Here is a 21,532-nt window from a genome sequence, read left to right as displayed (position 1 = left end):
AGTCGCGCCATGAGTGATGAGTCCACCCGCAAGCCAACATTTGAAGGCGGCATCGACGGCGTCCTGCAACAGATGGAGGGCCGGCGCGAGCCGCTGACCTTCTCCAAGGGCGAGGCGCTTTTGCCGCTTGACGTGGAGCTCGCGCCGCTGAAGACCGCCCTCGTCCCGCAGCCCGGAGACGACCCGGAACGCGCCGGGCCGGTCAAGTCGTCCAATCGCCGCAAAGCGCTGGAAATCCGCGAGGAACTGGCCGGCAAGCCCGAGCTTTGCGCGCTTCATGGCCTTTTGATCGCCCACCTGCGCAAACGCGGCCAGCCCGAGCACACCGCTGCGCTCTTCCACCGGCTCTGGGCAGAGGAAGCCGACTTCCTGCTGGCGCACCTCGACCAGCGTTGGCTAGTCTCTGCCCTCACCACTTTCGGTGACCACGGCGAAACCGACGTTCAGCGCCGCATCGGTCAGGCGATGACGGTGCTTTTTGGCACGATGAAGCTCTACGAGAGCGAGCGTCGCTACTCCGGGACGCCGGCCGACCGGCCCTTCCCGCTAAAAGGCAAGGACACCGGTCCGCTGCCGATGCAGATGGACGCATTCCATCTGCCCGCCGGGGGGCTTGACGTGAACATGTTGGGCCGGCTGTGGCTGGATGCCGCCGAGGACGCGGTGCTCAAACCTCTCGCGCATCACCTGCTCGACCTTCTGATCCACGACCCGCGCACTGTCTTCCGCCGCTTCCGCATCATGCGCAAACGCAGGGAAAAGCGTGACGCCACCAAAGCGGGTGAGAAAGATGGAGGCCCCGAGCCAAAGGTCACCGCCCCGGTCCCCCACGCCCCGCCGCGACGTGGTCCGCCGCCCACCTGGGGCGTCGTCTGCACCACCAATGCCGCCCTGTCCGACGTCGCCCGCTTCGCCGCGCATTACCTGTCGCTGGGCGCTTCGCAGGTCACGATCTACCTCGACAGACCGGAGCGCGAGATCGAAGGTTTCTTGGCCGCGCATCCGCAGGTTCAGGTCACCCCCTGCGACGACGCATATTGGCAGGCCGCGGGCAAACCCCGCCCCGAGGCGCACCAGCTGCGCCAAGCCCACAACGCCACCCGCGCCTACCGCGCCTGCGCGTTGGATTTCCTCGCTCATGTCGACACCGACGAATTCCTCATCTCGGAAACCGAGGTCTCACGCGGGCTCCGCTTTGTCCCCGACACCTGCGCCCAGGCCCGCGTCCGCCCGGTGGAGCTGCTGGCCCCACTGGATGGCCCGCCCCGCCACTTCAAGCAGACCCACCGGCAGGCCGGCCAGAAACGCGCCGTGCTGGATGCGATCTATCCCGGCTACGGCGCTTACCTAACTGGCGGTTTCATCAGCCACACCAGCGGCAAGGTATTTGCCCGCACCCGCATCCCCGATGCCCGTCTCGGCATTCATGGGCTCAGGCTGGCGGGCGCAAGCGTCGGCAACGAGACCGAACTTCCCAAGATGAAGCTTGCGCACTTCCACACTGACGGGTTCGAGCATTTTCGCGAACGGGTGATGTTTCGCCTGACCCGTGGCTCCTATCGCAAGCCCGAGGACGACGACGCCATGCGCCTTGCGGACGTTCTCGATTTCGTGCTCGAGACTGAGGGCGAACACGGACTTCGCCACTTCTTCGACGAGGTTTGCACCGACAGTCCCGAGTTGCGCACCCGGCTCGAAGCACACGACATGCTTTTCACCCATGCGCTTGATCTTGACGCGCAGGTTGCGCAGGTCTTTGGCCCCGCAGCGCTGGACGGCGCCGCATGACCCGCTGGGGCATCGTTTCGACGGTCAAGGCACCCGGATGCGACATCCTCAATTTCGCGGCCTATCATCTGGAGCGAGGTGCTCATCGGGTCTACCTCTATCTCGATGCGCCCGAGACTGCAGTTTACGACCGGCTCAAGGCCCACCCAAAGATCAAGGTCGTCGCCTGTGATGATGCTTGGTGGAAGAAACGGAACGGACGCCCCGACAAGCACCAATCCCGCCAGTTTCTCAACGCCCGCCACGCATATAACCGCAAGACCGAGGTCGACTGGCTGGCACATATCGACGTCGACGAATTCCTCTGGCCTGCGCGCCCCATTGCCGAACAACTGGCAGCGCTGCCCCCTGATTGCCTCTGCGCCCGCGTCCGACCGATCGAGGCCCTCGCCGCGCCTCCCGGCGACGACCGGCCGGAGACCGCATTCAAGGCCTTTCACCTCTGCCCCGCCGACCGCCGCCGTGCGTCCGAGACGGTCTTTCCGACGTTTGGCCGCCACCTTTCGGGTGGCTTTCTCAGCCATGTTGCGGGCAAGATGTTCTATCGTACCGGGATCGACGGGCTGCAGGTCAAGATCCACAACGTGCTGTTCAACGGCACGCAGAACCCCGGCGAATGCCCCCTGCCCGAGACCGAGCTCTGCCATCTGCACGCGCAAAGCTGGGAGGATTGGCAACGCACCTATACCTTCCGGATGCAGAAGGGCTCTTACCGGGCCGAGCTGAAACCGCAGGTGAATCGCGTCGCCGGCGGGCTGTCGCTTCATCAGCTCTTCTCGCGGATTGAGGCCGAGACCGGCGTGGCCGGGCTCCGCGCTTTTTACGACGAGGTCTGCGTCGCCCATCGCGAAGTCTGCACCCGACTTGAGGCCGAAGGGCTGCTTCGCCGTCATGATCTGGCGCTGGACGCGGCGCGGACGGCGCAATTTCCCGAATAAGGCCTGGAAACAATCCCTGTGCGCAGAGGTCTTTGTACAAGACCTCGCTACAAAACGGACAAATTGCCTCATTTTCATCTGCCGCAGTGCCGCAAGATTGACCGCGGCGGGATTGAGCGCTACATACCCCGCGCGGGGGAATGTAACTGCGCCAATGCAGGGCCATACGGGCCGCCCCCAATCAGACGTACGGGCCGAGTGGTGTCCGTAAACATCGGACGCTAATGACCAAATTCTCTGATCTGGATCTCAATCCAAAAGTCCTCAAAGCCGTCGAAGAAGCCGGCTATGAAACCCCCACCCCCATTCAGCTGGGCGCCATTCCTGCGGCGCTGCAGGGCCGCGACGTCCTTGGCATCGCGCAAACCGGCACCGGCAAGACGGCAAGCTTTACGCTGCCGATGATCACCATGCTGGCCCGCGGTCGCGCCCGGGCGCGGATGCCCCGGTCGCTGGTGCTCTGCCCGACACGGGAACTGGCCGCGCAGGTCGCTGAGAACTTCGACACTTACGCCAAGCACGTGAAGCTGACCAAGGCTCTGCTGATCGGTGGCGTGTCGTTCAAGGAGCAGGACCTCCTGATCGACAAGGGTGTCGACGTGCTGATCGCCACCCCCGGCCGGTTGCTGGACCATTTCGAACGCGGCAAGCTGCTTTTGACCGGCGTGCAGGTCATGGTGGTGGACGAAGCCGACCGCATGCTCGACATGGGGTTCATCCCCGATATCGAACGCATCTTCTCGCTGACGCCCTTTACCCGCCAGACGCTGTTCTTCTCGGCAACCATGGCCCCCGAGATCGAGCGCATCACCGACACCTTCCTGTCGGCTCCCGAGCGGATTGAGGTTGCCCGTCAGGCCACCGCCTCCGAGACCATTGAACAGGGCGTCGTCATGTTCAAGGCCTCGCGCCGCGACCGTGAAGGCAGCGAGAAGCGCAAGGTCTTGCGCGCCCTGATCGAGGGCGAGGGAGAGAAGCTGACCAATGCGATCATCTTCTGCAACCGCAAAACAGATGTGGATATCGTCGCTAAATCGTTGAAGAAATATGGTTTCGACGCGGCTCCGATCCATGGCGATCTGGACCAGTCGCAGCGCACCCGCACGCTTGACGGTTTCCGCAATGGCGAGCTGCGGATCCTCGTGGCTTCGGACGTCGCGGCCCGCGGACTGGATGTGCCGGCGGTGAGCCACGTATTCAATTACGACGTGCCGAGCCATTCCGAGGACTACGTGCACCGCATTGGCCGGACAGGCCGCGCGGGTCGCGAAGGCAAGGCGATGATGATCTGCACGCCGAAGGACGAAAAGAACTTCGACGGCATCGAGAAGCTGATCCAGAAGGAAATTCCGCGGATCGATAACCCGCTGAAAAACGAAGAGCGTCCGCGTCGCAGCGCTGCCAGTGACGAGCCGGTGAAAGCGGAGGCCTCGAAGGCCGAGACCCGCGCTGAAGCGCCTGCCGAACGCAAGCCGAAGGCGGAAAAAGCCAAGCCTGCTCAAGAGCCGCGTGAGCGTTCATCGTCGCGGGGTGGCCGTGGCCGGTCCCGCTCGGGCGGTGGGGGCGACAGCAAGGTGGTCGGGATGGGCGATCACATGCCCCAGTTCATCGCGCTCAGCTTCGACGAACGCCGCGCCGGTTGAAATCTGTGGCGGGATGGGTGCTGAGCACCCATCCCTCACGGCTCAGACCAGTTTTGCATCCATGGTGATCTCGGCTGTCAGCAGCTTAGAGATCGGGCAGTTTTCCTTTGCCCCGTTGGCCGCCGTCATGAAATCTTCTTCGCTGGCATTGGGGACTTTCGCCTCAACGTTGAGGTGAGACTTCGTCACCGCAAAGCCACCATCCTTCTGCTCCAACGACACCGTTGCCTTGGTCGAGATATCGTCTGGCGTGAACCCGGCATCGCCCAGCACCATTGAGAGCGCCATCGAGAAGCAGCTGGCATGGGCCGCTGCGATCAGCTCTTCCGGGTTGCTGCCCGGTGCACCCTCGAAGCGTTTGTTGAACCCGTAGTTCACCTTGTCCAGCACGCCCGACTCGGTCGACACCGTGCCGTTGCCGTCCTTGAGGCCACCCTTCCAATTCGCGGAACCGGATTTCTTGATCATGTCATGTCTCCTGCAGTCACACGGTCACAACGACCGCTCCGCCCTGACAATAGGACGGAGCAACGCCTTTACACCCCTGCACCACAGGTTTTTTGTCAGCTCAACCGGCTGACGATCACCGTGACCTCGGGCTTCTTGCCGATCTCGCTGTTCGTGGTGTTGCGTGCGATGCGGCGCATGTCCTCATCGAGCTTGTTGTCATCGGTCAGCGTGCGGTCCCCTGCCCGCCCGAGGTACTGCGACAGGTCTTCTTCAAGGATATCCACCAGCGGGGCCTGGCTCTTGCCGATCTCCGGCAGCCCCATGACCTCGCACCAGGGATTGCCGAGCGGCTCGTCGTCCTCGTCGAGGATCACTGTCACGATCACATGCCCGTTCAGTGCCATGCGGATACGGTCCCGCACGATACCGTCGAGCGCGCCGACCTGAATCTCGCCATCGAGGTAGACGCGGCCGGTTTCAACGAACTCCACCACCTCGGGACGATTCCCGGACAGGTTCAACATCGTGCCATTGACCGCCAGCGCAGCCGCGCGGCCCTTGCCGTGCGTCAGCTTGACATGCTCGCGCAGGTGACGGTGCTCGCCGTGCATGGGGATGACCATCTGCGGCTGGACGATATCCTGCATCCGCTCCAGGTCCGGTCGGTTGGCGTGCCCGGACACGTGATAGAGCCCGGTCGAATCGTCCACCACATCCACTCCCTTCTCGGAAAGCTGGTTGATGATGCGGATCACGCCCTTTTCATTGCCCGGAATGGTCTTGGAGGAAAACAGGAACAGATCGCCCTCCTGCAACACCAATCCATTGTACTTGCCGCGCGCCAGCTGCGCCGAGGCTGCCCGACGTTCGCCCTGGGACCCCGTCACCAGCAGCATCAGGTTTTCACGCGGGATCTGGCTGGCCTCTTCCGGCGGCACCACCTTGGGGAAGTCAGTCAGTACGCCGGTTTCGATGGCGGCTTCGATCATGCGCCGCATGGCGCGGCCCAGCAGCACGATCGAACGTCCCGCCCGCTGCCCTGCCTCGGCCAGCGTCTTCACGCGCGCCACGTTGGACGCGAAAGTGGTGGCGCAGACCATGCCGGGGGCGGAGGCCACAAGCTTCTCGATCTCGGGGCCGACGGAGTTTTCCGAGCGCCCGGGATGCAGCGAGAACACGTTGGTGGAATCGCAAACCAAGGCCTTCACGCCCGGCTTCGCCACCTCGGCCCAGAGGTCGGGGTCGAAGGGCTCGCCCACCACCGGGGTCTCGTCCAGCTTGAAGTCGCCGGTATGCACGACGCGCCCGTCCGGCGTGTCTATCACCAGGGCCGAGCTTTCCGGGATCGAGTGCGAGATCGGCAGGTAGCTTACCGAAAACGGCCCCGCCTCGGTTGTCTCGGGCCAGGGCGATACGGTGGTCACTGTCGCCTCGGGCAGGCCCTTTTCAGCCATCTTTCGGCGCGCGATATTGGCAGTGAAGGCGCGGGCATAGACCGGCGCTCCAAGACGTTCCCAGAACTGGTGCACGGCGCCCACGTGATCCTCGTGGGCGTGGGTGATGAAAATCGCCTCGAGCCGGTCCTTGCGCTCGACCAGCCAGGTCATGTCGGGAAAGATCAGGTCGATACCCGGGGTCCCGTCCATGTCAGGAAAAGTGACGCCCAGATCGACAAGGATCAGACGCTCCTGACCCGGTTTGCCATAGCCGTAGACATAGGCATTCATGCCGATTTCGCCCGCCCCGCCGAGGGGCAGGTAGATGATGCGTTCACTGCTCACTGATCATATCCTTGTTGTAGGCATGGATCACCGTCAGCCCATGCATCGTCAGGTCTTCTTCGATGGTGTCAAATAGCATCTGACCCTGCGCGAACAAGGGCGCAAGCCCGCCGGTGCCGATGATCCGCATCGGCCGCGCGTATTCGTCGCGGATGCGGCGGGTGATGCCCTCGACCAGACCGACATACCCCCAGAACACCCCCGACTGAATGCACTGCACGGTATTGGTGCCGATTACCTTGTCCGGCTGGCTGATGTCCACGTGCGGCAGGGCGGCTGCGCCCATATGCAGCGCCTCGAGGCTGAGGTTCACACCGGGCGCGATCACGCCGCCGACATAGGCACCGTCCTCGGCCACCACATCGAAGGTGGTCGCAGTGCCGAAGTCGACGACAATCAGGTCGCCGCCATGGCGGTCGAAGGCGCCGGCGGTATTGACCAGCCGGTCCGGCCCCACCGCGGTACCCGCATCGACTCGCGGCGGGATCGGCAGACGGCATTCGGGCTTGCCCACCACGATGGGCCGGCAGCCGAAGAACCGGTCGGCGAAGACCCGCAGGTTAAACACGACGCGTGGCACCGTCGTCGAGATGATGACCGCGGTGATGTCGGCGTCGATTCCGTAGTGTTTCACCAGCGTCGAATACCAGGTGAAATAGGCATCCGCCGTGCGCGCGTGGTGGGTCGAGGTGCGCAGGGTGCAGAGGAACTTCGTCCCGTCCCAGATCGAGAAGACGGTGTTGGTGTTGCCGCAGTCGATGCACAGAAGCATGGGTTCTGCCCCTTTTCAGAAATAGACGTCCGCTGCGGGGATCGCCACACGCGACTGTGCGGTCTGCAGGACGAGGTTGCCGGTGGCGTCGATGTCGAGGAAGGTGCCGACAGTCTCGGAATTGCCGGTTCGCGCCGTGATCACCTCGCCCAGCTTCGCCGCACGCGCCAGCCAAGCCTCGCGGATAGGCGTGAAACCATAGGTCGCGAAGCTGGTTTCGTGCCGGGCATAGGCCTCGGCCAGCGGGGTCAGGAAATCCTCCGCGCTGATCGCAACCCCGGTCTCGGACAGCAGGGACACCGGGCGGTGCGCACCGGCCTCCACCGCGTCAAGGCGCGGGGCCTTGGCCAGGTTGACGCCGATCCCGATTGCCAGAGTGCCGAGGCCGATCCGCTCGAGCAGGATGCCGGCCACCTTGCCGCCGTTCAGAAGCACGTCGTTGGGCCACTTCATCGCAAAGCCTTCGGTTCGGCCGGAGACGACGACAAAGGCGTCGTAGAGCGCCAGCGCCGCCACGAAGGACCGCAGTGCCGCCTGCATCGGAGCGCCCGGATCCGGAAGCACCAATGTCGCCGCGAAGTTGCCTTCGGGATCAGCCCAAGGCCTTCCGCGACGCCCCTTGCCCGCGGTCTGCCGCAGCCCGAGGATCCACTCGGGCCCGGTCAGGTCCGCGGCTCGGCGCACCGCTTCGGCATTGGTGCTGTCCACCTCGTCCAGCACGTGCCGCACATATCCTTCAGGCCATACCGGGTCCTTCATCTTGCCAGGTAAACTCCCGCCGGAGGCATCCGAGGGCAGCCCCCCAGATCAGACAGTTCAGTTGACAAGCGTCGCCGCCGCAGTCGCCGCCACGCCCTCAATCCCGAAAAGGTTGACGACACCGATCAGCATCGCCGCCGCGCTCGCCATCAGGAAGCCGTAGAGCACCGGCGACTTGTTTCGGTCCAGCACCTCGTCCGGCTCGTCCCCGAAGTACATGTAGAACACGATGCGCAGGTAGTAGAAGGCGCCGATCACCGAGGCCACCACGCCGGCGATGGCCAGCCAGAACAGATCGGCCTCGACGGCGGCCCGCAACACGTAGAACTTGCCGAAGAAGCCCACCAGCGGCGGTACGCCGGCCAGCGAGAACAGCAGGATCAGCATCGCCAGCGCCTTACCCGGCTCACGTCGCGAATACAGATGCAGCGAGTCGATCGAGGTCACCGGAGCGCCGTCCTTTTCCATCGACATGATGAAAGCGAAGGTGCCGACATTCATGGTGACGTAGATCGCCATGTAGATCAGCATCGCCTGCACGCCGAACGCCGTCCCGGCGGCAAGACCCATCAGCGCATAGCCCATATGAGCAATCGAGGAATAGGCCATGAGCCGCTTGATATTTTTCTGCCCGATGGCCGCGATACCCCCAAGGAACATCGACAGGATCGACAGGAACACCACGATCTGCTGCCAGTCGCCTGTTATGCCGCCAAAGGCGTCATGCAACACGCGGGCAAACAGCGCCATTGCCGCAACCTTGGGCGCGGTGGCGAAGAAGGCAGTAACCGGGGTGGGCGAGCCTTCGTAGACGTCGGGCGTCCACATGTGAAACGGCACCGCCGAGACCTTGAAGGCGAAGCCGCAGGCCATGAACACCAGGCCGAAGAGCAGCCCGAGCGAGACCTCGCCCCCGGTCGCCTGGATGATACCGGCAAACAGGGTGGTGCCCGTATAGCCGTAGGTCAGCGAAGCACCGTAGAGCAGCAGGCCCGACGACAGGGCGCCGAGAACGAAGTACTTCAACCCGGCCTCGGTTGATTTCACGCTGTCACGGCGCAGGGCGGCCACGACGTAGAGCGCCAGCGACTGCAGTTCCAGCCCCATGTAAAGCGCCATCAGGTCGCCCGCCGAGACCATCATCATCATGCCGACCACGGCCAGCGCGATCAGCAGCGGGTATTCGAATTTCAGGATGCCGCGTGCGGCCATGTACCCCTGGCTCATCACCAGCACGGCGGCGGCGGACAGAAGCAGCGTCACCTTGGCGAAACGCGCGAAGGCATCGTCGACGAACATGCCGCCGAAGGCCAGATGGGTGCCGTCGCCGCTACCGCCGATCCAGAAGGCCGCCACCACGAAGAGCCCCGCGGTGACCCATGTCAGCACGCCGGCAATGCCGTCCTTGGCGGTATAGACCGCCCCTACCAGCGCGAGCATGGCGTAGACCGAGATCACGATCTCGGGGAGGATGATGTTGAGATCAGCCTGGATCATGCTCCGGCCCCCTTAGTGTCCGGCAACCTGGATCGCATCCGCGGATGCGGCCAGTGCCGTCTGGTAATTGCCCACGAGCGCCTCGACCGAGGGCCCGATGATGTCGGTGACAAGCGCCGGATAGACGCCCAGCAGGATCGTCATCACCACCAGCGGTGCGAAGATCGCCTTTTCGCGGCGGGTCATGTCGGTGATGGTGCGAAGGCTTTCCTTGATGAGGTCGCCGAACACGACCCGGCGGTAGAGCCAGAGCGCATAGCCCGCCGAGAGGATCACGCCCGAGGTCGCGGTCGCTGCGACCCATGTGTTGACCTGGAAGATGCCCATGAGCGTCAGGAATTCGCCCACGAAGCCGGAGGTGCCCGGCAGGCCGACGTTCGCCATGGTGAACAGCATGAAGATCAGCGCATAGGCCGGCATACGGTTCACGAGGCCGCCGTAGGCGTCAATCTCGCGGGTGTGCATCCGGTCGTAGATCACGCCGACACACAGAAAGAGCGCGCCCGAGATGAACCCGTGCGAGATCATCTGGAAGATCGCGCCGTCGATGCCCTGCTGGTTGGCGGCGAAGATGCCGGCTGTCACGTACCCCATGTGCGCGACAGACGAATACGCGATCAGCTTCTTCATGTCCTCCTGCACCAGCGCCACCAGCGACGTGTAGACGATGGCAATGGCCGACATCCACAGCACCAGCGGCGCAAGCACATCAGACCCCACTGGGAACATCGGCAGGCTGAAACGCAGGAAACCGTAGCCGCCCATTTTCAACAGGATCGCCGCCAGCACCACCGAGCCTGCGGTCGGCGCCTGCACGTGCGCGTCGGGCAGCCAGGTGTGGACCGGCCACATCGGCATCTTCACCGCGAAGCTGGCAAAGAACGCTAGGAACATCAGCGTCTGCACGCCGCCCACCACGTGAATACCCAGGACCGAGAAGCTCTCGGACCCGAATTCGTGGTTCATCAGAGTCGGAATGTCTGTGGTGCCGGCCTGGGCGAACATGGTCACCATCGCCACCAGCATCAGCACCGAGCCGAGGAAGGTATACAGGAAGAATTTGAACGAGGCGTAGATCCGGTTCTTGCCGCCCCAGATTCCGATGATCAGGAACATCGGGATCAGCCCGGCCTCGAAGAACAGGTAGAACAGCACCAGATCGAGCGCCATGAAGACCCCGAGCATCAGCGTTTCCAGAACGAGGAAGGCAATCATGTATTCCTTGACCCGCACCTTCACATCCCAGCTTGCGGCGATGCAGAGCGGCATGATGAAGGTGGTGAGCAGCACAAACAGCACGCTGATGCCGTCGACGCCCATCTTGTAGTTCAGGCCCAGCAGCCACTCGCCCTCTTCGACGAACTGGAAACCGGTGTCGTTGGGATCGAACTGCGCCAGGATGAACAGCGAGATCAGGAAGGTTGCCGAGGTGGCGATCAGCGCCAGCCACTTGGCATTGCGGTTGGCGGCCTCGTCCTCGCCGCGCAGGAAGACGCCCAGGATCAGAGCACCCAGCGCAGGGATGAAGGTGACAATGGAAAGCAGGTTGTCCATCAGTGCGCTCCTCCGCCGATGGTGATCCACGTAATCAGGATCACGACCCCGATCACCATGGCAAAGGCGTAGCTGAAGATGTAGCCGGTCTGGAAGCGGCCGGCGAGACGGGTGAAAAACGGCACCACGCCCATCGAGACTCCGTTTATGGTGCCGTCGATGGTGCCCTCGTCGCCGCGTTTCCAGAAGAACCGGCCAAGCGCCTTGGCGGGTTGCACGAAGATCGCGTCATAAGCCTCGTCGAAGTACCATTTGTTGAGCAGGAACAGGTACAGCGGGCGCTGCTGCTCGGCCAGCTTGCGGGGCATCGCGGGGTTCAGGATGTAGAACCAGAAGGCGACGCCGAACCCGATCAGCATGGCGATGAAGGGTGACAGCTTGACCCAGGTCGGCACGTAATGCGCCTCATGCAGCACGGTGTTTTCCGGTGCCATGTAGATCGCGGCCTCGCCTGGTTCGCTTTCCATCACGTAGTGCAGGTCCGATGCCTTGGGGCTGCGCTCCTTGACGGCCTCGACCAGTTCGGCCGTGGGTTCGCCGTATTTGCCGCCGAAGAACTTCACGACCTCGTTGGGCTTGCCGAAGTACGCGCTGTACCAGATGGCGCCGGCAAACACCGAGCCGACGGCCAGAACGCCCAGCGGTATCAGCATGACCATCGGGCTTTCATGCGCATGCTCGTGCGTGTGCTTGTCGCCGCGCTGCTTGCCGTAGAAGGTCATGAACATCAGACGCCAGGAATAGAAGCTAGTGAACAGCGCCGCGACCACCAGCGCCCAGAAGGCAAAGCCCCCGGCGGTGCCGACATAGGCGCTTTCGATCACCGCATCCTTCGAGGCGAAACCGGCAAAGCCGATCCAGCCGGTCAGCGGGATGCCGACGCCTGTGATCGCCAGCGTGCCGATCATCATCGCCCAGAAGGTATACGGGATCTTTTTGCGCAGATTGCCGTAGTTCCGCATGTCCTGTTCGTGGTGCATCGCATGGATGACCGAGCCGGCGCCAAGGAACAGCATCGCTTTAAAGAAGGCGTGGGTGAACAGGTGGAACATCGCCACCGAATAGACGCCGACGCCGGCGGCCACGAACATGTAGCCCAGCTGGCTCATGGTTGAATAGGCGATGACGCGCTTGATGTCGTTCTGAACCAGCCCAATGGTGGCGGCGACAAAGGCCGTGGCCGCGCCCATGAAGGTAATGAAGGTGGTGGCCTCGGGCGCGAACTCCATCAGCGGCGACATGCGGCAGACCAGGAAGACACCGGCGGTGACCATGGTTGCGGCGTGGATCAGCGCCGACACCGGCGTCGGGCCTTCCATCGCGTCCGGCAGCCAGGTGTGCAGGAACAACTGCGCCGACTTGCCCATCGCGCCCACGAACAACAGGAAGGCGATCAGATTGGCGGCGTTCCACTCGGTCCAGAGAAACTCGAGCTGGATATTGGCGAGCTCGGGTGCTGCGGCGAAGACGTCGTCGAATTTGATCGAGTCGGTCAGGTAGAAAAGGCCGAAGATCCCCAGCGCGAAGCCGAAGTCGCCGACGCGGTTGACAACGAAGGCCTTTATCGCGGCGGCATTGGCGGACGGTTTGCGGTAGTAGAAGCCAATCAGCAGGTAAGAGGCGACACCCACGCCCTCCCAGCCGAAGAACATCTGGACAAGGTTGTCCGACGTGACCAGCGCCAGCATGGCGAAAGTAAAGAACGACAGGTAGGCGAAGAAGCGCGGCTTGTAGACCTCACCTTCGCGCCACTGCGGGTCATGGTCCATGTAGCCGAAACTGTAGAGGTGAACCAGCGCCGACACCGTCGTCACCACGATCAGCATGATCGAGGTCAGACGGTCCAGACGTATTGCCCAGTCGGTCGACAGCGAGCCGCTCTCGATCCAGCGCAGGATCTGGATGTGCTGGGTGTCCGCGCCGTGGGTGAGGAAAACGATCCACGAAAAGGCGCAGGCCAGAAACAGCAACCCGGTGGAAATCCACATGGCACCGCGTTCACCGACCAGCCGCCAGCCGAAGCCTGCGATGATCGCGCCCAAGAGCGGGGAAAAGAGGATGATGCTTTCCATGTCTCTACCCCTTCATCACGTTGACGTCTTCCACGGCAATGGTGCCGCGGTTGCGGAAGAAGCAGACGAGGATGGCAAGCCCGATCGCCGCCTCGGCCGCCGCGACCGTCAGCACGAAGAGCGTGAAGACCTGCCCCACGAGATCACCCAGATACGCAGAAAAGGCGACGAGGTTGATATTGACCGCCAGCAGCATCAACTCGATCGACATGAGCAGGATGATCACGTTCTTGCGGTTGAGGAAAAGGCCGAAAATGCCGATGACAAACAGCGTCGCCGCCACCGTCAGGTAATGTTCAAGTCCTATCATCTGTCGTCCCTCCGGGCCTCTGCCCGCGTTGGTCGTTGTCTTCGCCAGGCCCACAGGCCCATTCGTCCGGCCCCATGCGGCCCGGTGTCATTCCATCTTCAGCAGCCGAGGCCCTTGCAAAGGGCGCGGCCGAACCCATCGACTGTGGCGCTACCGGCTTTTTCCAAGCCTTCGCGAACCTCCCACACCAGGTTCCGGCCGTCTTCGCTGGTCCAGATCCAGTAGAGCACGCCCAGTATCACGAAAAAGATCAGCATGTTCGTGGCTACGCGCATGATCCCCGGTCCCTCTTTCAGTCTCGTGCCGCGTCTTCCTCTTCACGTTCCTGCGGGATCTTCCCGCCGTCTTTGCTGTTGCCGTTCCCGAAATTGGGTCCGTCCTGTCGGTGTAGTCTTGCGCCGCCCCTCGGCAGGAGGTCCGGATCAGGTCCGGGGCGGGGTCAAGCCTAAAGCCCCTGCCCCGGCTTCACGTCCTTCAGTTCCATCGCTTTGGCCGGGTCTCGGTACATCTGCGCCAACACGTCCTGACGTTTGACATCGGTGCGGTGGCGCAGGGTCAGCACGATGGCGCCCACCATGGCAACCAGCAGGATCAGACCGGCAAGTTGGAACAACAGGAAGTAGCGGTCGTAAAGGATCACCCCCAGCGCGTGCGTGTTGTGCACGTCGACCGGCGTCACGTGCGCCCGAAGCCCTTCCGCCGCCTCGGAGCTGGTCCAGCTGCCGACTGCCATGCCGACCTGCATCAGCAGCACCACGCCAATCAGCAACGCGAGCGGCATGTATTGCGCCATCTCGGCCTTCAGTTCGGCAAAGTCGACATCGAGCATCATCACCACGAAGAGGAACAGCACCGCCACGGCGCCGACGTAGACGATGATCAGCAGCATCGCCACGAACTCCGCGCCCAGCAGGACAAAGAGCCCCGCCGAGGACAGGAACGCGAGGATCAGCCAGAGCACCGAGTGCACCGGGTTCCGCGCGATCACGGTGAACAGGCCCCCGGCAATCGTGCTGAGTGCGAACAGGTAGAAGGCGAACACCATCATGTTGCGTCATCCTCTTTGTCATCGTCCATGACGTCGCGGGCCAGTTCCATGGCCCGGTTCATCGCAGGAAGGCCGGCGAACATCGACATCTGCGCGATGGTCTCGGCAATTTCATCCTTGGTGGCGCCGGCCTCGCGGGCGTGGCGCACCGTCATGCGGAACGGCGTTTCCGCTTGCGCGCCCTGCATCGTCAGGCCGGCCAGCGTCAGCAGCAACCGCGTCTTGGCGTCCAGCCCCTCTTTCGAGATCCCGCGACCGAAAGCCATCTCCATCATCTCTTTCGGCATGGTCGGCCAGAGCGTCTCGAACCCCTTGGGCGAGAATGTCTCGAGCGCCGGATTGAAGGCCTTGGCCATTTCCTGCGCTTGGCTCATCATCAGCTCGAATGGGGTCTTTGCGTCACTCATCTGTAGGGCGCGTCCACGGCGAGGTTTGCAGCGATCTCGGCTTCCCAGCGTTCGCCGTTTTCCAAGAGCTTGGCCTTGTCGTAGAACAACTCTTCGCGGGTTTCGGTGGCGAATTCGAAGTTGGGGCCTTCCACGATGGCATCGACCGGACAGGCCTCCTGACAGAAGCCGCAATAGATGCATTTGGTCATGTCGATGTCATATCGCGTGGTGCGGCGACTTCCGTCCTCGCGCGGCTCGGCGTCGATGGTGATCGCCTGCGCCGGGCAGATCGCCTCGCACAACTTGCAGGCGATGCAACGCTCTTCGCCGTTGGGATAGCGGCGCAGGGCGTGCTCGCCGCGGAACCGGGGCGACAGAGGCCCCTTCTCGTGCGGATAGTTCAGCGTCGCCTTGGGGGCGAAGAAATACTTCAGCCCCAGCTGGAAGCCCTTGATGAAGTCGGCCAGCAGAAAGTACTTCGCCGCGCGACCGTAATCGATATTTGCCATCAGTCTTTCCCTTCCGCGACGCTATCGTCCGTCTTGCGGCTGTCGGACCCGTTCGCCACGGTTGCCGTCGGCGCTTTGGCCTCTGCCTCCTGCTTAGCCGCCCAGCGGAAGATCGCTGCCGCGACTTCGTTCTGCTGCGGTAGCGGATTGCCGGCCTCGTCATAATCCGGCAGCCCGCAGTCGGTGACCACGAAATCGGCCAGCGCGATCATGTCGATGTATTTCGCGTCGAGGATTGCGTCTTTCAGTTTGGACATCTCAGCCTCCTACGGTCCAGCGGGCATAGGCGCCCCAGAACCAGTCGAACTTGGCGGCGAAGGCCACGAAGACCACCCAGACCAGGCTGAACGGCAGGAACACCTTCCAGCCAAGGCGCATCAACTGGTCATAGCGATAGCGCGGGGTGATTGCCTTCACCATTGCGAAGATGAAGAAAAAGAATGCCATCTTGCCGACCATCCACAAGGCGCCATCCGGCAAGCCCGGGATCGGAGACAGCCAGCCACCGAAGAACAACAGCGAGATCAGGGCGCACATCAGGAAGATGGCGATGTATTCGCCGGCCATGAACAGCAGGAAGGGCGTCGCGGAATACTCCACCTGATAACCGGCGACAAGCTCGGACTCCGCTTCCGGCAGGTCGAAGGGCGGGCGGTTGGTTTCTGCGAGGCAGGAGATGATGAACAGGAACACCATCGGGAAGTGCGGCAGCCAGTACCACGAAAAGAACCCGAAGCGGCCGTCCTGCGAATGAACGATGTCACCGAAGTTCAGCGAACCGGTCGAAATGATGATGCCGATGATGATCAGGCCGATCGACACCTCATAGGAAATCATCTGCGCGGCCGAACGAAGCGACCCCAAAAACGGGTATTTCGAGTTCGACGCCCAGCCGCCCATGATCACACCGTAAACCTCGAGCGAGGACATGGCGAAGACGTAAAGGATGGCGACGTTGAGGTCCGCCAGCACCCAGCCGTCGGCAAAGGGGATCACAGCCCAGGCGATCACGGCGAGGACAAAGGACATCATCGGCGCGAGGAAGAACACCGTCTTGTCGGCGCCGGCAGGGACCACGACTTCCTTCACCACGTATTTCAGCGCGTCGGCCACCGATTGCAGCAACCCGAAGACGCCCACCACGTTGGGACCGCGACGCATTTGCACCGCCGCCCAGATCTTGCGGTCGCCATAGACGAGGAACAGCAGCGAAATCATCACGAAGCCCAGCACCAGCAGGCACTGCGCGAGGATCGTGAGGCCAATTCCGATCGGGCTTGTTACAAAGAATTCAGACATGGTCCCTCACACAGTCGGAATGCCAAGCGCACGGCACTCTGCCACCGCGACCTCGGCATCTATCTTCTTCAGTCCATCCGGCAGCGACGGCGAGATGGTGTAAACCGCATCGCCCCGCCAAAGGCCAGCCTCTTCTTTTGTCGTCGTGCGCACATGGCGCGCAAATCCGTAGCCGCGGATCAGCGTATATTGCGCCGCGGCGCATTCAGCGTAGTCACCCACATCGTCAGCATCGCGGGCGCCGGTCATCTCCACGTGGAAACTGACCAAGTCACCTTCGAGCAAACGAGTCTCGATGCCCTTGTAGACGGGCTCGAACGGGATGTCCTGCGCGGTCTCAGGCATATCGCACCCCGCAAGCATTGTTGCAGGCAGCAGCGTCGCCGCTATCCAGGTATGCCGGATCATTCCGCAGCAATTCGCTTCTCCGTCCGGGCCTTGTGGGCCGCGCTCAGTTCCGCCATCAGCGCGCTGGAGCGAGCGATCGGATTGGTCAGATAGAAATCACTGACTGCGCCGCGGAAATCGGCATCGCCCATCTTTCCGGCTTCGATCGGCTGCCAAGCATTTTCGGCCACCTCGTCGATCTTGCCCAGATGCGGTACCGCCTTGACCAGCGCCTGGCGCAGCTGCGCAAGGCTGTCGAAAGGCAGTTTCGCGTCCATCTCGCCCGAAAGCGCCCGCAGGATCGCCCAGTTTTCCTTGGCTTCGCCCGGGGCGAAACCGGCACGCAAGCTCAGTTGCGGACGGCCTTCGGTGTTGACGAAAAGCCCGTTCTCCTCGGTATAGGCCGCACCCGGCAGGATCACGTCGGCACGGTGCGCGCCGCGATCGCCGTGGCTGCCCTGATAGATCACGAAGGGCCCCTCACCGATTTCAATCTCGTCCGCGCCGAGGTTATAGACCACGTCGGCGCCGTCCATGGCGGCGTCCATGCCGCCTTCGGTCACCGCGCCCACGTCCATCGCGCCGACGCGGCTGGCCGCCGAATGCAGAACGAGGAACTTGGATTCCGTGTTGGCGGCGAACTCCATCGCCTTGCCCAGCACCGCTGCGCCATCGGCCTCGCGGATCGCGCCCTGACCGACGATCACCAGTGTTTCGCGGCCCAGCGCATCCGAGTTGTCGCCCTTGACCAATTTGTCCAGGGCCGCGCGGTCGCTGCCAAGGTGGAAATAGTCGAACGTCAGATCGACCGCCTCGCCCACGACGCCTACCTTGGCCCCACGCGCCCAGGCCTTGCGGATGCGGGCGTTCAGCACAGGGGCCTCGACCGCAGGGTTGGTGCCTATCAGCATGATGGCGCCGGCGGTGTCGATATCCTCGATCGACGCGGTGCCGATATAGCCCGAGCGATTGCCAGCTGGCAATTTCGCTCCGTCGGTGCGGCATTCGACGTTGCCGCCCTGCCCCTCGACCATTTGTTTCAGTGCAAAGGCGGCCTCAACCGGGACCAGATCGCCCACGAGGCCGGCGACTTTCGACGCGCCCTTGATGGCGTCAGATGCCTTGGCGAGTGCCTCGCCCCATGTGGCGGGACGCAGCTTTCCGTTCTCGCGGATGTAAGGCTTATCAAGACGTTGGCGGCGCAGACCGTCCCAGACGAAGCGGGTCTTGTCAGAGATCCACTCTTCGTTCACGCCGTCATGGTTGCGTGGCAGGATGCGCATGACTTCGCGGCCCTTGGTGTCGACGCGGATGTTTGACCCTAGGGCGTCCATCACGTCGACGGTCTCGGTTTTCGACAGTTCCCAGGGCCGCGCGGTGAAGGCATAGGGTTTCGACACCAGAGCGCCCACCGGGCAGAGGTCAATGATGTTGCCTTGCAGGTTCGAATCCAGCGTCTCGCCCAGGTAGGCGGTGATTTCGGCATCCTCGCCGCGGCCGGTCTGGCCCATCTGGGTGATGCCCGCGACCTCGGTCGTGAAGCGCACGCAGCGGGTGCAGGAGATGCAGCGGGTCATGTGGGTCTCGACCAGCGGGCCGAGGTTCAGATCGTCCACCGCACGCTTGGGTTCGCGGTAGCGGCTGAAGTCCACCCCGTAAGCCATCGCCTGGTCTTGCAAATCGCATTCGCCGCCCTGGTCGCAGATCGGGCAGTCCAGCGGGTGATTGATGAGCAGGAACTCCATCACCCCTTCGCGGGCCTTCTTGACCATGGGCGAATTGGTCTTGACCACCGGCGGCTGGCCTTCCGGGCCGGGGCGCAGGTCGCGCACCTGCATCGCGCAACTCGCAGCGGGCTTCGGCGGGCCGCCCACGACCTCGACAAGGCACATGCGGCAGTTGCCGGCGATCGACAGACGTTCGTGATAGCAGAAGCGCGGCACCTCGATCCCGGCCTGTTCGCAGGCCTGGATCAGGGTCATCGCCCCGTCCACCTCGATCTCGTTGCCGTCGATGATGATCTTCTTCAGGTCGCTCATGGCTCTCACTTCGCTCTCAGGAAGGCGCCGATCTGGCTGTCCTTCGCAATCTCTTCGCGGCCCAGCGCGCAATAGGTCTCGGGCTCACCCGCCTTGACGCCGCCCCGTGTCATATAGGCGCTGGCCTCACCCTCGAGCCGGCGCCGGTCCTCCTTGGATTCCACGAAATCCTCGATCTCTTGGTCGCTGTAGCCCATCTCACGCGCGGTACGCTCCAGCCCGCGCACAAAGGACCAGCCGGCGATCATCCGTGCGCTGATCGTCGGGCAGGCAATGCGGATCTGATCGGCAATCATCACCGCGCGCAGACCGTCATTGATCGGCTTGACCTCGGACAGCGGTTGCAGGGCCAGCGCGGGGCTGGCCAGCAGCAGGGATATGAGCGTCAGGCGTTTCATTCGAGGCAGGTTCCCCGCAGGATGACTTTGTCGCCGGTGACAGGCAGCGTCTCTGCCTGCGGGTCGATCTCCCATTCGATATCGGAAATGCCGAACCAGCTGATGCAATATTTCGTGCCTTCGTAGCGCACCGCCTCTCGCACACCCGCCATACTACGCGAGGCCGGGCCCGCAGAGGCGATGAAGTGGCGGCGATCGGCCCTGTCCACAGGCTTTGCGGTGCCACGAAAGACCTGTCCGTCGAAGGTGATGCGCTTGCCATCTTCGCCGCTGCTGCCCTGAAACAGCCCGCAGGCCGAAAGGGCCAGCGCGCCGGTCAGAACCAGGGAAAGGGGTCGCATCATCGCGTTCACTCCGCCGCCATGGCGCCCATGCGCCCGGTTTTTTGTGCCTTGATGCGGTCTTCGATCTCTTCGCGGAAGTTCTTGATCAAACCCTGGATCGGCCAGGCCGCCGCATCGCCCAGGGCGCAGATGGTGTGGCCCTCGACCTGCTTGGTGACGTCGAACAGCATGTCGATTTCCTCGACCTCGGCCTCGCCCCGCACCAGCCGCTCCATCACCCGCATCATCCAGCCGGTGCCTTCGCGGCAAGGCGTGCACTGGCCGCAGCTTTCGTGCTTGTAAAACTTCGACAGACGCCAGATTGCCTTGATGATGTCGGTCTGCTTGTCCATCACGATCACCGCCGCCGTGCCGAGGCCGGAGCCCAGTTCATTGCGGAGGTAGTCGAAATCCATGATAGCGTCTTTCATGTTCTCGCCGCGCACGCAGGGCACGGACGAGCCACCGGGGATCACCGCCAGAAGGTTGTCCCAGCCGCCGCGTATACCCCCACAGTGCTTGTCGATCAGCTCCTCGAAGGAGATAGACATAGCCTCTTCTACCACGCAGGGATTGTTGACGTGGCCCGAGACCGCGAACAGCTTGGTGCCCGCGTTGTTGGGACGGCCGAAGCCGGCGAACCATTCCGGGCCGCGCCGAAGGATGGTGGGCACCACGGCGATGGATTCGACGTTGTTCACGGTCGTGGGACAACCGTAGAGGCCCGCTCCCGCCGGGAACGGCGGCTTCATCCGGGGCATGCCCTTCTTGCCTTCGAGGCTTTCGATCAGGGCGGTTTCCTCGCCGCAGATATAAGCGCCGGCGCCGTGCGTCAGGTAAATGTCGAAGTCCCAACCCGACCCTGCGGCGTTCTTGCCCACAAGACCCGCGTCATAGGCTTCGTCGATAGCGATCTGCAACGCCTCGCGCTCGCGGATGTATTCGCCGCGGATGTAGATATAGCAGGCGTGGGCCTGCATCGCGAAGCTGGCGATCAGGCAGCCTTCGACCAGCGTATGCGGGTCGTGACGCATGATCTCGCGGTCCTTGCAAGTGCCGGGCTCGGATTCGTCGGCATTGACCACAAGATAGGCCGGGCGGCCATCGCTTTCCTTGGGCATGAACGACCACTTGAGACCCGTCGGGAAACCCGCGCCGCCACGACCGCGCAGCCCGGACGCTTTCATCTGGTCGATGATCCAGTCGCGGCCCTTGGCGATGATGTCGGCGGTGCCATCCCAATGGCCGCGCTTCTTGGCGCCGTCCAGCGTCCGGTCATGCATCCCGTAGATGTTGGTAAAGATCCGGTCCTGATCCTGCAGCATGAGCCCTGCCACCTTCCTACTTGTCCTGACGCTTGCGCCAGATCTGATAAATGTTGACGAACGCCCAGATGAACGCCGCCAAGGCCAGAAGGTCGACCAGCAGCGCGAAGCGCCCGGGAAGACCGATCCTCGGCCCGATGAACTGGGCCGCGAGCCAGATCAGCATCGTACCGGCGATCACCAGCGCTGTGAGGCGCCCCTGCCGTGCCAGTGCCTGTTCCGCGTCGCGGTCCATCCTGTTTCAGCCCCCG

Annotated in this window: 23 protein-coding genes; 3 read left to right on the top strand and 20 right to left on the bottom strand. The window is 63.1% G+C overall.

Features of this window, described 5'->3' with window-relative positions:
* Positions 1 to 9: 9 nt before the first annotated feature.
* The 3 genes from AC04PT_RS00775 to AC04PT_RS00765 all read left to right on the top strand — a co-directional run bounded on the left by AC04PT_RS00775 (position 10) and on the right by AC04PT_RS00765 (position 4,369).
* Complete coding sequence (locus AC04PT_RS00775; RefSeq protein ID WP_482871575.1) at positions 10 to 1,788, top strand: glycosyltransferase family 2 protein; 1,779 nt, start codon at positions 10 to 12, stop codon at positions 1,786 to 1,788.
* The gene (locus AC04PT_RS00770) at positions 1,785 to 2,726 is read left to right on the top strand and encodes a glycosyltransferase family 2 protein (RefSeq protein WP_482871574.1); all 942 of its coding nucleotides are present in this window, start codon (positions 1,785 to 1,787) and stop codon (positions 2,724 to 2,726) included. Before AC04PT_RS00775 ends, AC04PT_RS00770 begins: the two co-directional genes overlap by 4 nt.
* A gap of 224 nt (positions 2,727 to 2,950) precedes the next feature.
* Positions 2,951 to 4,369, top strand: a complete 1,419-nt coding sequence (locus AC04PT_RS00765; RefSeq protein WP_482871573.1) for a DEAD/DEAH box helicase — start codon at positions 2,951 to 2,953, stop codon at positions 4,367 to 4,369.
* 42 nt (positions 4,370 to 4,411) lie between these two features.
* Here AC04PT_RS00765 and AC04PT_RS00760 read toward each other — a convergent pair whose 3' ends face one another.
* The 20 genes from AC04PT_RS00760 to AC04PT_RS00665 all read right to left on the bottom strand — a co-directional run bounded on the left by AC04PT_RS00760 (position 4,412) and on the right by AC04PT_RS00665 (position 21,516).
* Positions 4,412 to 4,837, bottom strand: coding sequence for an OsmC family protein (locus AC04PT_RS00760; RefSeq protein WP_482871572.1), 426 nt, complete (start codon positions 4,835 to 4,837; stop codon positions 4,412 to 4,414).
* A 95-nt stretch (positions 4,838 to 4,932) separates the two neighbouring features.
* A complete protein-coding gene (locus tag AC04PT_RS00755; protein ID WP_482871571.1) occupies positions 4,933 to 6,600 on the bottom strand; it encodes a ribonuclease J in 1,668 nt (555 codons plus the stop codon).
* Positions 6,590 to 7,372, bottom strand: a complete 783-nt coding sequence (locus AC04PT_RS00750; RefSeq protein WP_482871570.1) for a type III pantothenate kinase — start codon at positions 7,370 to 7,372, stop codon at positions 6,590 to 6,592. The genes AC04PT_RS00755 and AC04PT_RS00750 overlap by 11 nt, the downstream gene beginning before the upstream one ends.
* Before the next feature lie 15 nt (positions 7,373 to 7,387).
* Positions 7,388 to 8,131 carry a biotin--[acetyl-CoA-carboxylase] ligase gene (locus tag AC04PT_RS00745; RefSeq protein ID WP_482871569.1) on the bottom strand — a complete coding sequence of 248 codons (744 nt, stop codon included), beginning with the start codon at positions 8,129 to 8,131 and terminating at the stop codon, positions 7,388 to 7,390.
* Between the two features lie 57 nt (positions 8,132 to 8,188).
* The gene (gene nuoN / locus AC04PT_RS00740; protein ID WP_482871568.1) at positions 8,189 to 9,628 is read right to left on the bottom strand and encodes an NADH-quinone oxidoreductase subunit NuoN; all 1,440 of its coding nucleotides are present in this window, start codon (positions 9,626 to 9,628) and stop codon (positions 8,189 to 8,191) included.
* Between the two features lie 12 nt (positions 9,629 to 9,640).
* Complete coding sequence (locus AC04PT_RS00735; protein WP_482871567.1) at positions 9,641 to 11,182, bottom strand: NADH-quinone oxidoreductase subunit M; 1,542 nt, start codon at positions 11,180 to 11,182, stop codon at positions 9,641 to 9,643.
* Positions 11,182 to 13,254, bottom strand: a complete 2,073-nt coding sequence (gene nuoL, locus AC04PT_RS00730) for an NADH-quinone oxidoreductase subunit L (protein ID WP_482871566.1) — start codon at positions 13,252 to 13,254, stop codon at positions 11,182 to 11,184. Before nuoL ends, AC04PT_RS00735 begins: the two co-directional genes overlap by 1 nt.
* 4 nt (positions 13,255 to 13,258) lie before the next feature.
* Positions 13,259 to 13,564 (bottom strand): NADH-quinone oxidoreductase subunit NuoK, encoded by a 306-nt coding sequence (gene nuoK / locus AC04PT_RS00725; RefSeq protein WP_482871565.1) that lies wholly within the window; start codon positions 13,562 to 13,564, stop codon positions 13,259 to 13,261.
* Positions 13,565 to 13,662: 98 nt separating this feature from the next.
* Positions 13,663 to 13,839, bottom strand: coding sequence for a hypothetical protein (locus AC04PT_RS00720; RefSeq protein ID WP_482871564.1), 177 nt, complete (start codon positions 13,837 to 13,839; stop codon positions 13,663 to 13,665).
* A gap of 170 nt (positions 13,840 to 14,009) precedes the next feature.
* On the bottom strand, positions 14,010 to 14,612 hold the full coding sequence (locus tag AC04PT_RS00715; protein ID WP_482871563.1) for an NADH-quinone oxidoreductase subunit J: 603 nt from the start codon (positions 14,610 to 14,612) through the stop codon (positions 14,010 to 14,012).
* On the bottom strand, positions 14,609 to 15,019 hold the full coding sequence (locus AC04PT_RS00710) for a carboxymuconolactone decarboxylase family protein (protein ID WP_482871562.1): 411 nt from the start codon (positions 15,017 to 15,019) through the stop codon (positions 14,609 to 14,611). The genes AC04PT_RS00715 and AC04PT_RS00710 overlap by 4 nt, the downstream gene beginning before the upstream one ends.
* Positions 15,016 to 15,510 (bottom strand): NADH-quinone oxidoreductase subunit NuoI, encoded by a 495-nt coding sequence (nuoI, locus tag AC04PT_RS00705; RefSeq protein ID WP_482871561.1) that lies wholly within the window; start codon positions 15,508 to 15,510, stop codon positions 15,016 to 15,018. The genes AC04PT_RS00710 and nuoI overlap by 4 nt, the downstream gene beginning before the upstream one ends.
* Complete coding sequence (locus AC04PT_RS00700) at positions 15,510 to 15,767, bottom strand: hypothetical protein (RefSeq protein ID WP_482871560.1); 258 nt, start codon at positions 15,765 to 15,767, stop codon at positions 15,510 to 15,512. Before AC04PT_RS00700 ends, nuoI begins: the two co-directional genes overlap by 1 nt.
* 1 nt (position 15,768) lies before the next feature.
* Complete coding sequence (gene nuoH, locus AC04PT_RS00695) at positions 15,769 to 16,809, bottom strand: NADH-quinone oxidoreductase subunit NuoH (protein WP_482871559.1); 1,041 nt, start codon at positions 16,807 to 16,809, stop codon at positions 15,769 to 15,771.
* Between the two features lie 6 nt (positions 16,810 to 16,815).
* Positions 16,816 to 17,172 carry a hypothetical protein gene (locus tag AC04PT_RS00690; protein WP_482872419.1) on the bottom strand — a complete coding sequence of 119 codons (357 nt, stop codon included), beginning with the start codon at positions 17,170 to 17,172 and terminating at the stop codon, positions 16,816 to 16,818.
* A gap of 41 nt (positions 17,173 to 17,213) precedes the next feature.
* Positions 17,214 to 19,235: an NADH-quinone oxidoreductase subunit NuoG gene (nuoG, locus tag AC04PT_RS00685; RefSeq protein ID WP_482871558.1), complete on the bottom strand. Its 2,022-nt coding sequence runs from the start codon at positions 19,233 to 19,235 to the stop codon at positions 17,214 to 17,216.
* Between the two features lie 5 nt (positions 19,236 to 19,240).
* Positions 19,241 to 19,633 carry a DUF5333 domain-containing protein gene (locus AC04PT_RS00680; RefSeq protein WP_482871557.1) on the bottom strand — a complete coding sequence of 131 codons (393 nt, stop codon included), beginning with the start codon at positions 19,631 to 19,633 and terminating at the stop codon, positions 19,241 to 19,243.
* Positions 19,630 to 19,974: a hypothetical protein gene (locus tag AC04PT_RS00675; protein WP_482871556.1), complete on the bottom strand. Its 345-nt coding sequence runs from the start codon at positions 19,972 to 19,974 to the stop codon at positions 19,630 to 19,632. The genes AC04PT_RS00680 and AC04PT_RS00675 overlap by 4 nt, the downstream gene beginning before the upstream one ends.
* Positions 19,975 to 19,982: 8 nt before the next feature.
* The gene (gene nuoF / locus AC04PT_RS00670) at positions 19,983 to 21,281 is read right to left on the bottom strand and encodes an NADH-quinone oxidoreductase subunit NuoF (RefSeq protein ID WP_482871555.1); all 1,299 of its coding nucleotides are present in this window, start codon (positions 21,279 to 21,281) and stop codon (positions 19,983 to 19,985) included.
* Between the two features lie 16 nt (positions 21,282 to 21,297).
* The gene (locus tag AC04PT_RS00665; RefSeq protein WP_482871554.1) at positions 21,298 to 21,516 is read right to left on the bottom strand and encodes a DUF5337 domain-containing protein; all 219 of its coding nucleotides are present in this window, start codon (positions 21,514 to 21,516) and stop codon (positions 21,298 to 21,300) included.
* Positions 21,517 to 21,532: the final 16 nt, after the last annotated feature.

The sequence above is a fragment of the Litorisediminivivens sp. KMU-197 genome (assembly GCF_056858395.1).
This window is presented reverse-complemented; position numbering and strand designations above follow the sequence as displayed.

What these genes read in the sequence shown, in the direction of transcription:
- AC04PT_RS00775 (WP_482871575.1), top strand. Translation starts at nt 10, where the DNA reads ATGAGTGATGAGTCCACCCGCAAGCCAACATTTGAAGGCGGCATCGAC.
- AC04PT_RS00770 (WP_482871574.1), top strand. Translation starts at nt 1,785, where the DNA reads ATGACCCGCTGGGGCATCGTTTCGACGGTCAAGGCACCCGGATGCGAC.
- AC04PT_RS00765 (WP_482871573.1), top strand. Translation starts at nt 2,951, where the DNA reads ATGACCAAATTCTCTGATCTGGATCTCAATCCAAAAGTCCTCAAAGCC.
- AC04PT_RS00760 (WP_482871572.1), bottom strand. Translation starts at nt 4,837, where the DNA reads ATGATCAAGAAATCCGGTTCCGCGAATTGGAAGGGTGGCCTCAAGGAC.
- AC04PT_RS00750 (WP_482871570.1), bottom strand. Translation starts at nt 7,372, where the DNA reads ATGCTTCTGTGCATCGACTGCGGCAACACCAACACCGTCTTCTCGATC.
- AC04PT_RS00745 (WP_482871569.1), bottom strand. Translation starts at nt 8,131, where the DNA reads ATGAAGGACCCGGTATGGCCTGAAGGATATGTGCGGCACGTGCTGGAC.
- nuoN (WP_482871568.1), bottom strand. Translation starts at nt 9,628, where the DNA reads ATGATCCAGGCTGATCTCAACATCATCCTCCCCGAGATCGTGATCTCG.
- AC04PT_RS00735 (WP_482871567.1), bottom strand. Translation starts at nt 11,182, where the DNA reads ATGGACAACCTGCTTTCCATTGTCACCTTCATCCCTGCGCTGGGTGCT.
- nuoL (WP_482871566.1), bottom strand. Translation starts at nt 13,254, where the DNA reads ATGGAAAGCATCATCCTCTTTTCCCCGCTCTTGGGCGCGATCATCGCA.
- nuoK (WP_482871565.1), bottom strand. Translation starts at nt 13,564, where the DNA reads ATGATAGGACTTGAACATTACCTGACGGTGGCGGCGACGCTGTTTGTC.
- AC04PT_RS00720 (WP_482871564.1), bottom strand. Translation starts at nt 13,839, where the DNA reads ATGCGCGTAGCCACGAACATGCTGATCTTTTTCGTGATACTGGGCGTG.
- AC04PT_RS00715 (WP_482871563.1), bottom strand. Translation starts at nt 14,612, where the DNA reads ATGATGGTGTTCGCCTTCTACCTGTTCGCACTCAGCACGATTGCCGGG.
- AC04PT_RS00710 (WP_482871562.1), bottom strand. Translation starts at nt 15,019, where the DNA reads ATGAGTGACGCAAAGACCCCATTCGAGCTGATGATGAGCCAAGCGCAG.
- nuoI (WP_482871561.1), bottom strand. Translation starts at nt 15,510, where the DNA reads ATGGCAAATATCGATTACGGTCGCGCGGCGAAGTACTTTCTGCTGGCC.
- AC04PT_RS00700 (WP_482871560.1), bottom strand. Translation starts at nt 15,767, where the DNA reads ATGTCCAAACTGAAAGACGCAATCCTCGACGCGAAATACATCGACATG.
- nuoH (WP_482871559.1), bottom strand. Translation starts at nt 16,809, where the DNA reads ATGTCTGAATTCTTTGTAACAAGCCCGATCGGAATTGGCCTCACGATC.
- AC04PT_RS00690 (WP_482872419.1), bottom strand. Translation starts at nt 17,172, where the DNA reads ATGCTTGCGGGGTGCGATATGCCTGAGACCGCGCAGGACATCCCGTTC.
- nuoG (WP_482871558.1), bottom strand. Translation starts at nt 19,235, where the DNA reads ATGAGCGACCTGAAGAAGATCATCATCGACGGCAACGAGATCGAGGTG.
- AC04PT_RS00680 (WP_482871557.1), bottom strand. Translation starts at nt 19,633, where the DNA reads ATGAAACGCCTGACGCTCATATCCCTGCTGCTGGCCAGCCCCGCGCTG.
- AC04PT_RS00675 (WP_482871556.1), bottom strand. Translation starts at nt 19,974, where the DNA reads ATGCGACCCCTTTCCCTGGTTCTGACCGGCGCGCTGGCCCTTTCGGCC.
- nuoF (WP_482871555.1), bottom strand. Translation starts at nt 21,281, where the DNA reads ATGCTGCAGGATCAGGACCGGATCTTTACCAACATCTACGGGATGCAT.
- AC04PT_RS00665 (WP_482871554.1), bottom strand. Translation starts at nt 21,516, where the DNA reads ATGGACCGCGACGCGGAACAGGCACTGGCACGGCAGGGGCGCCTCACA.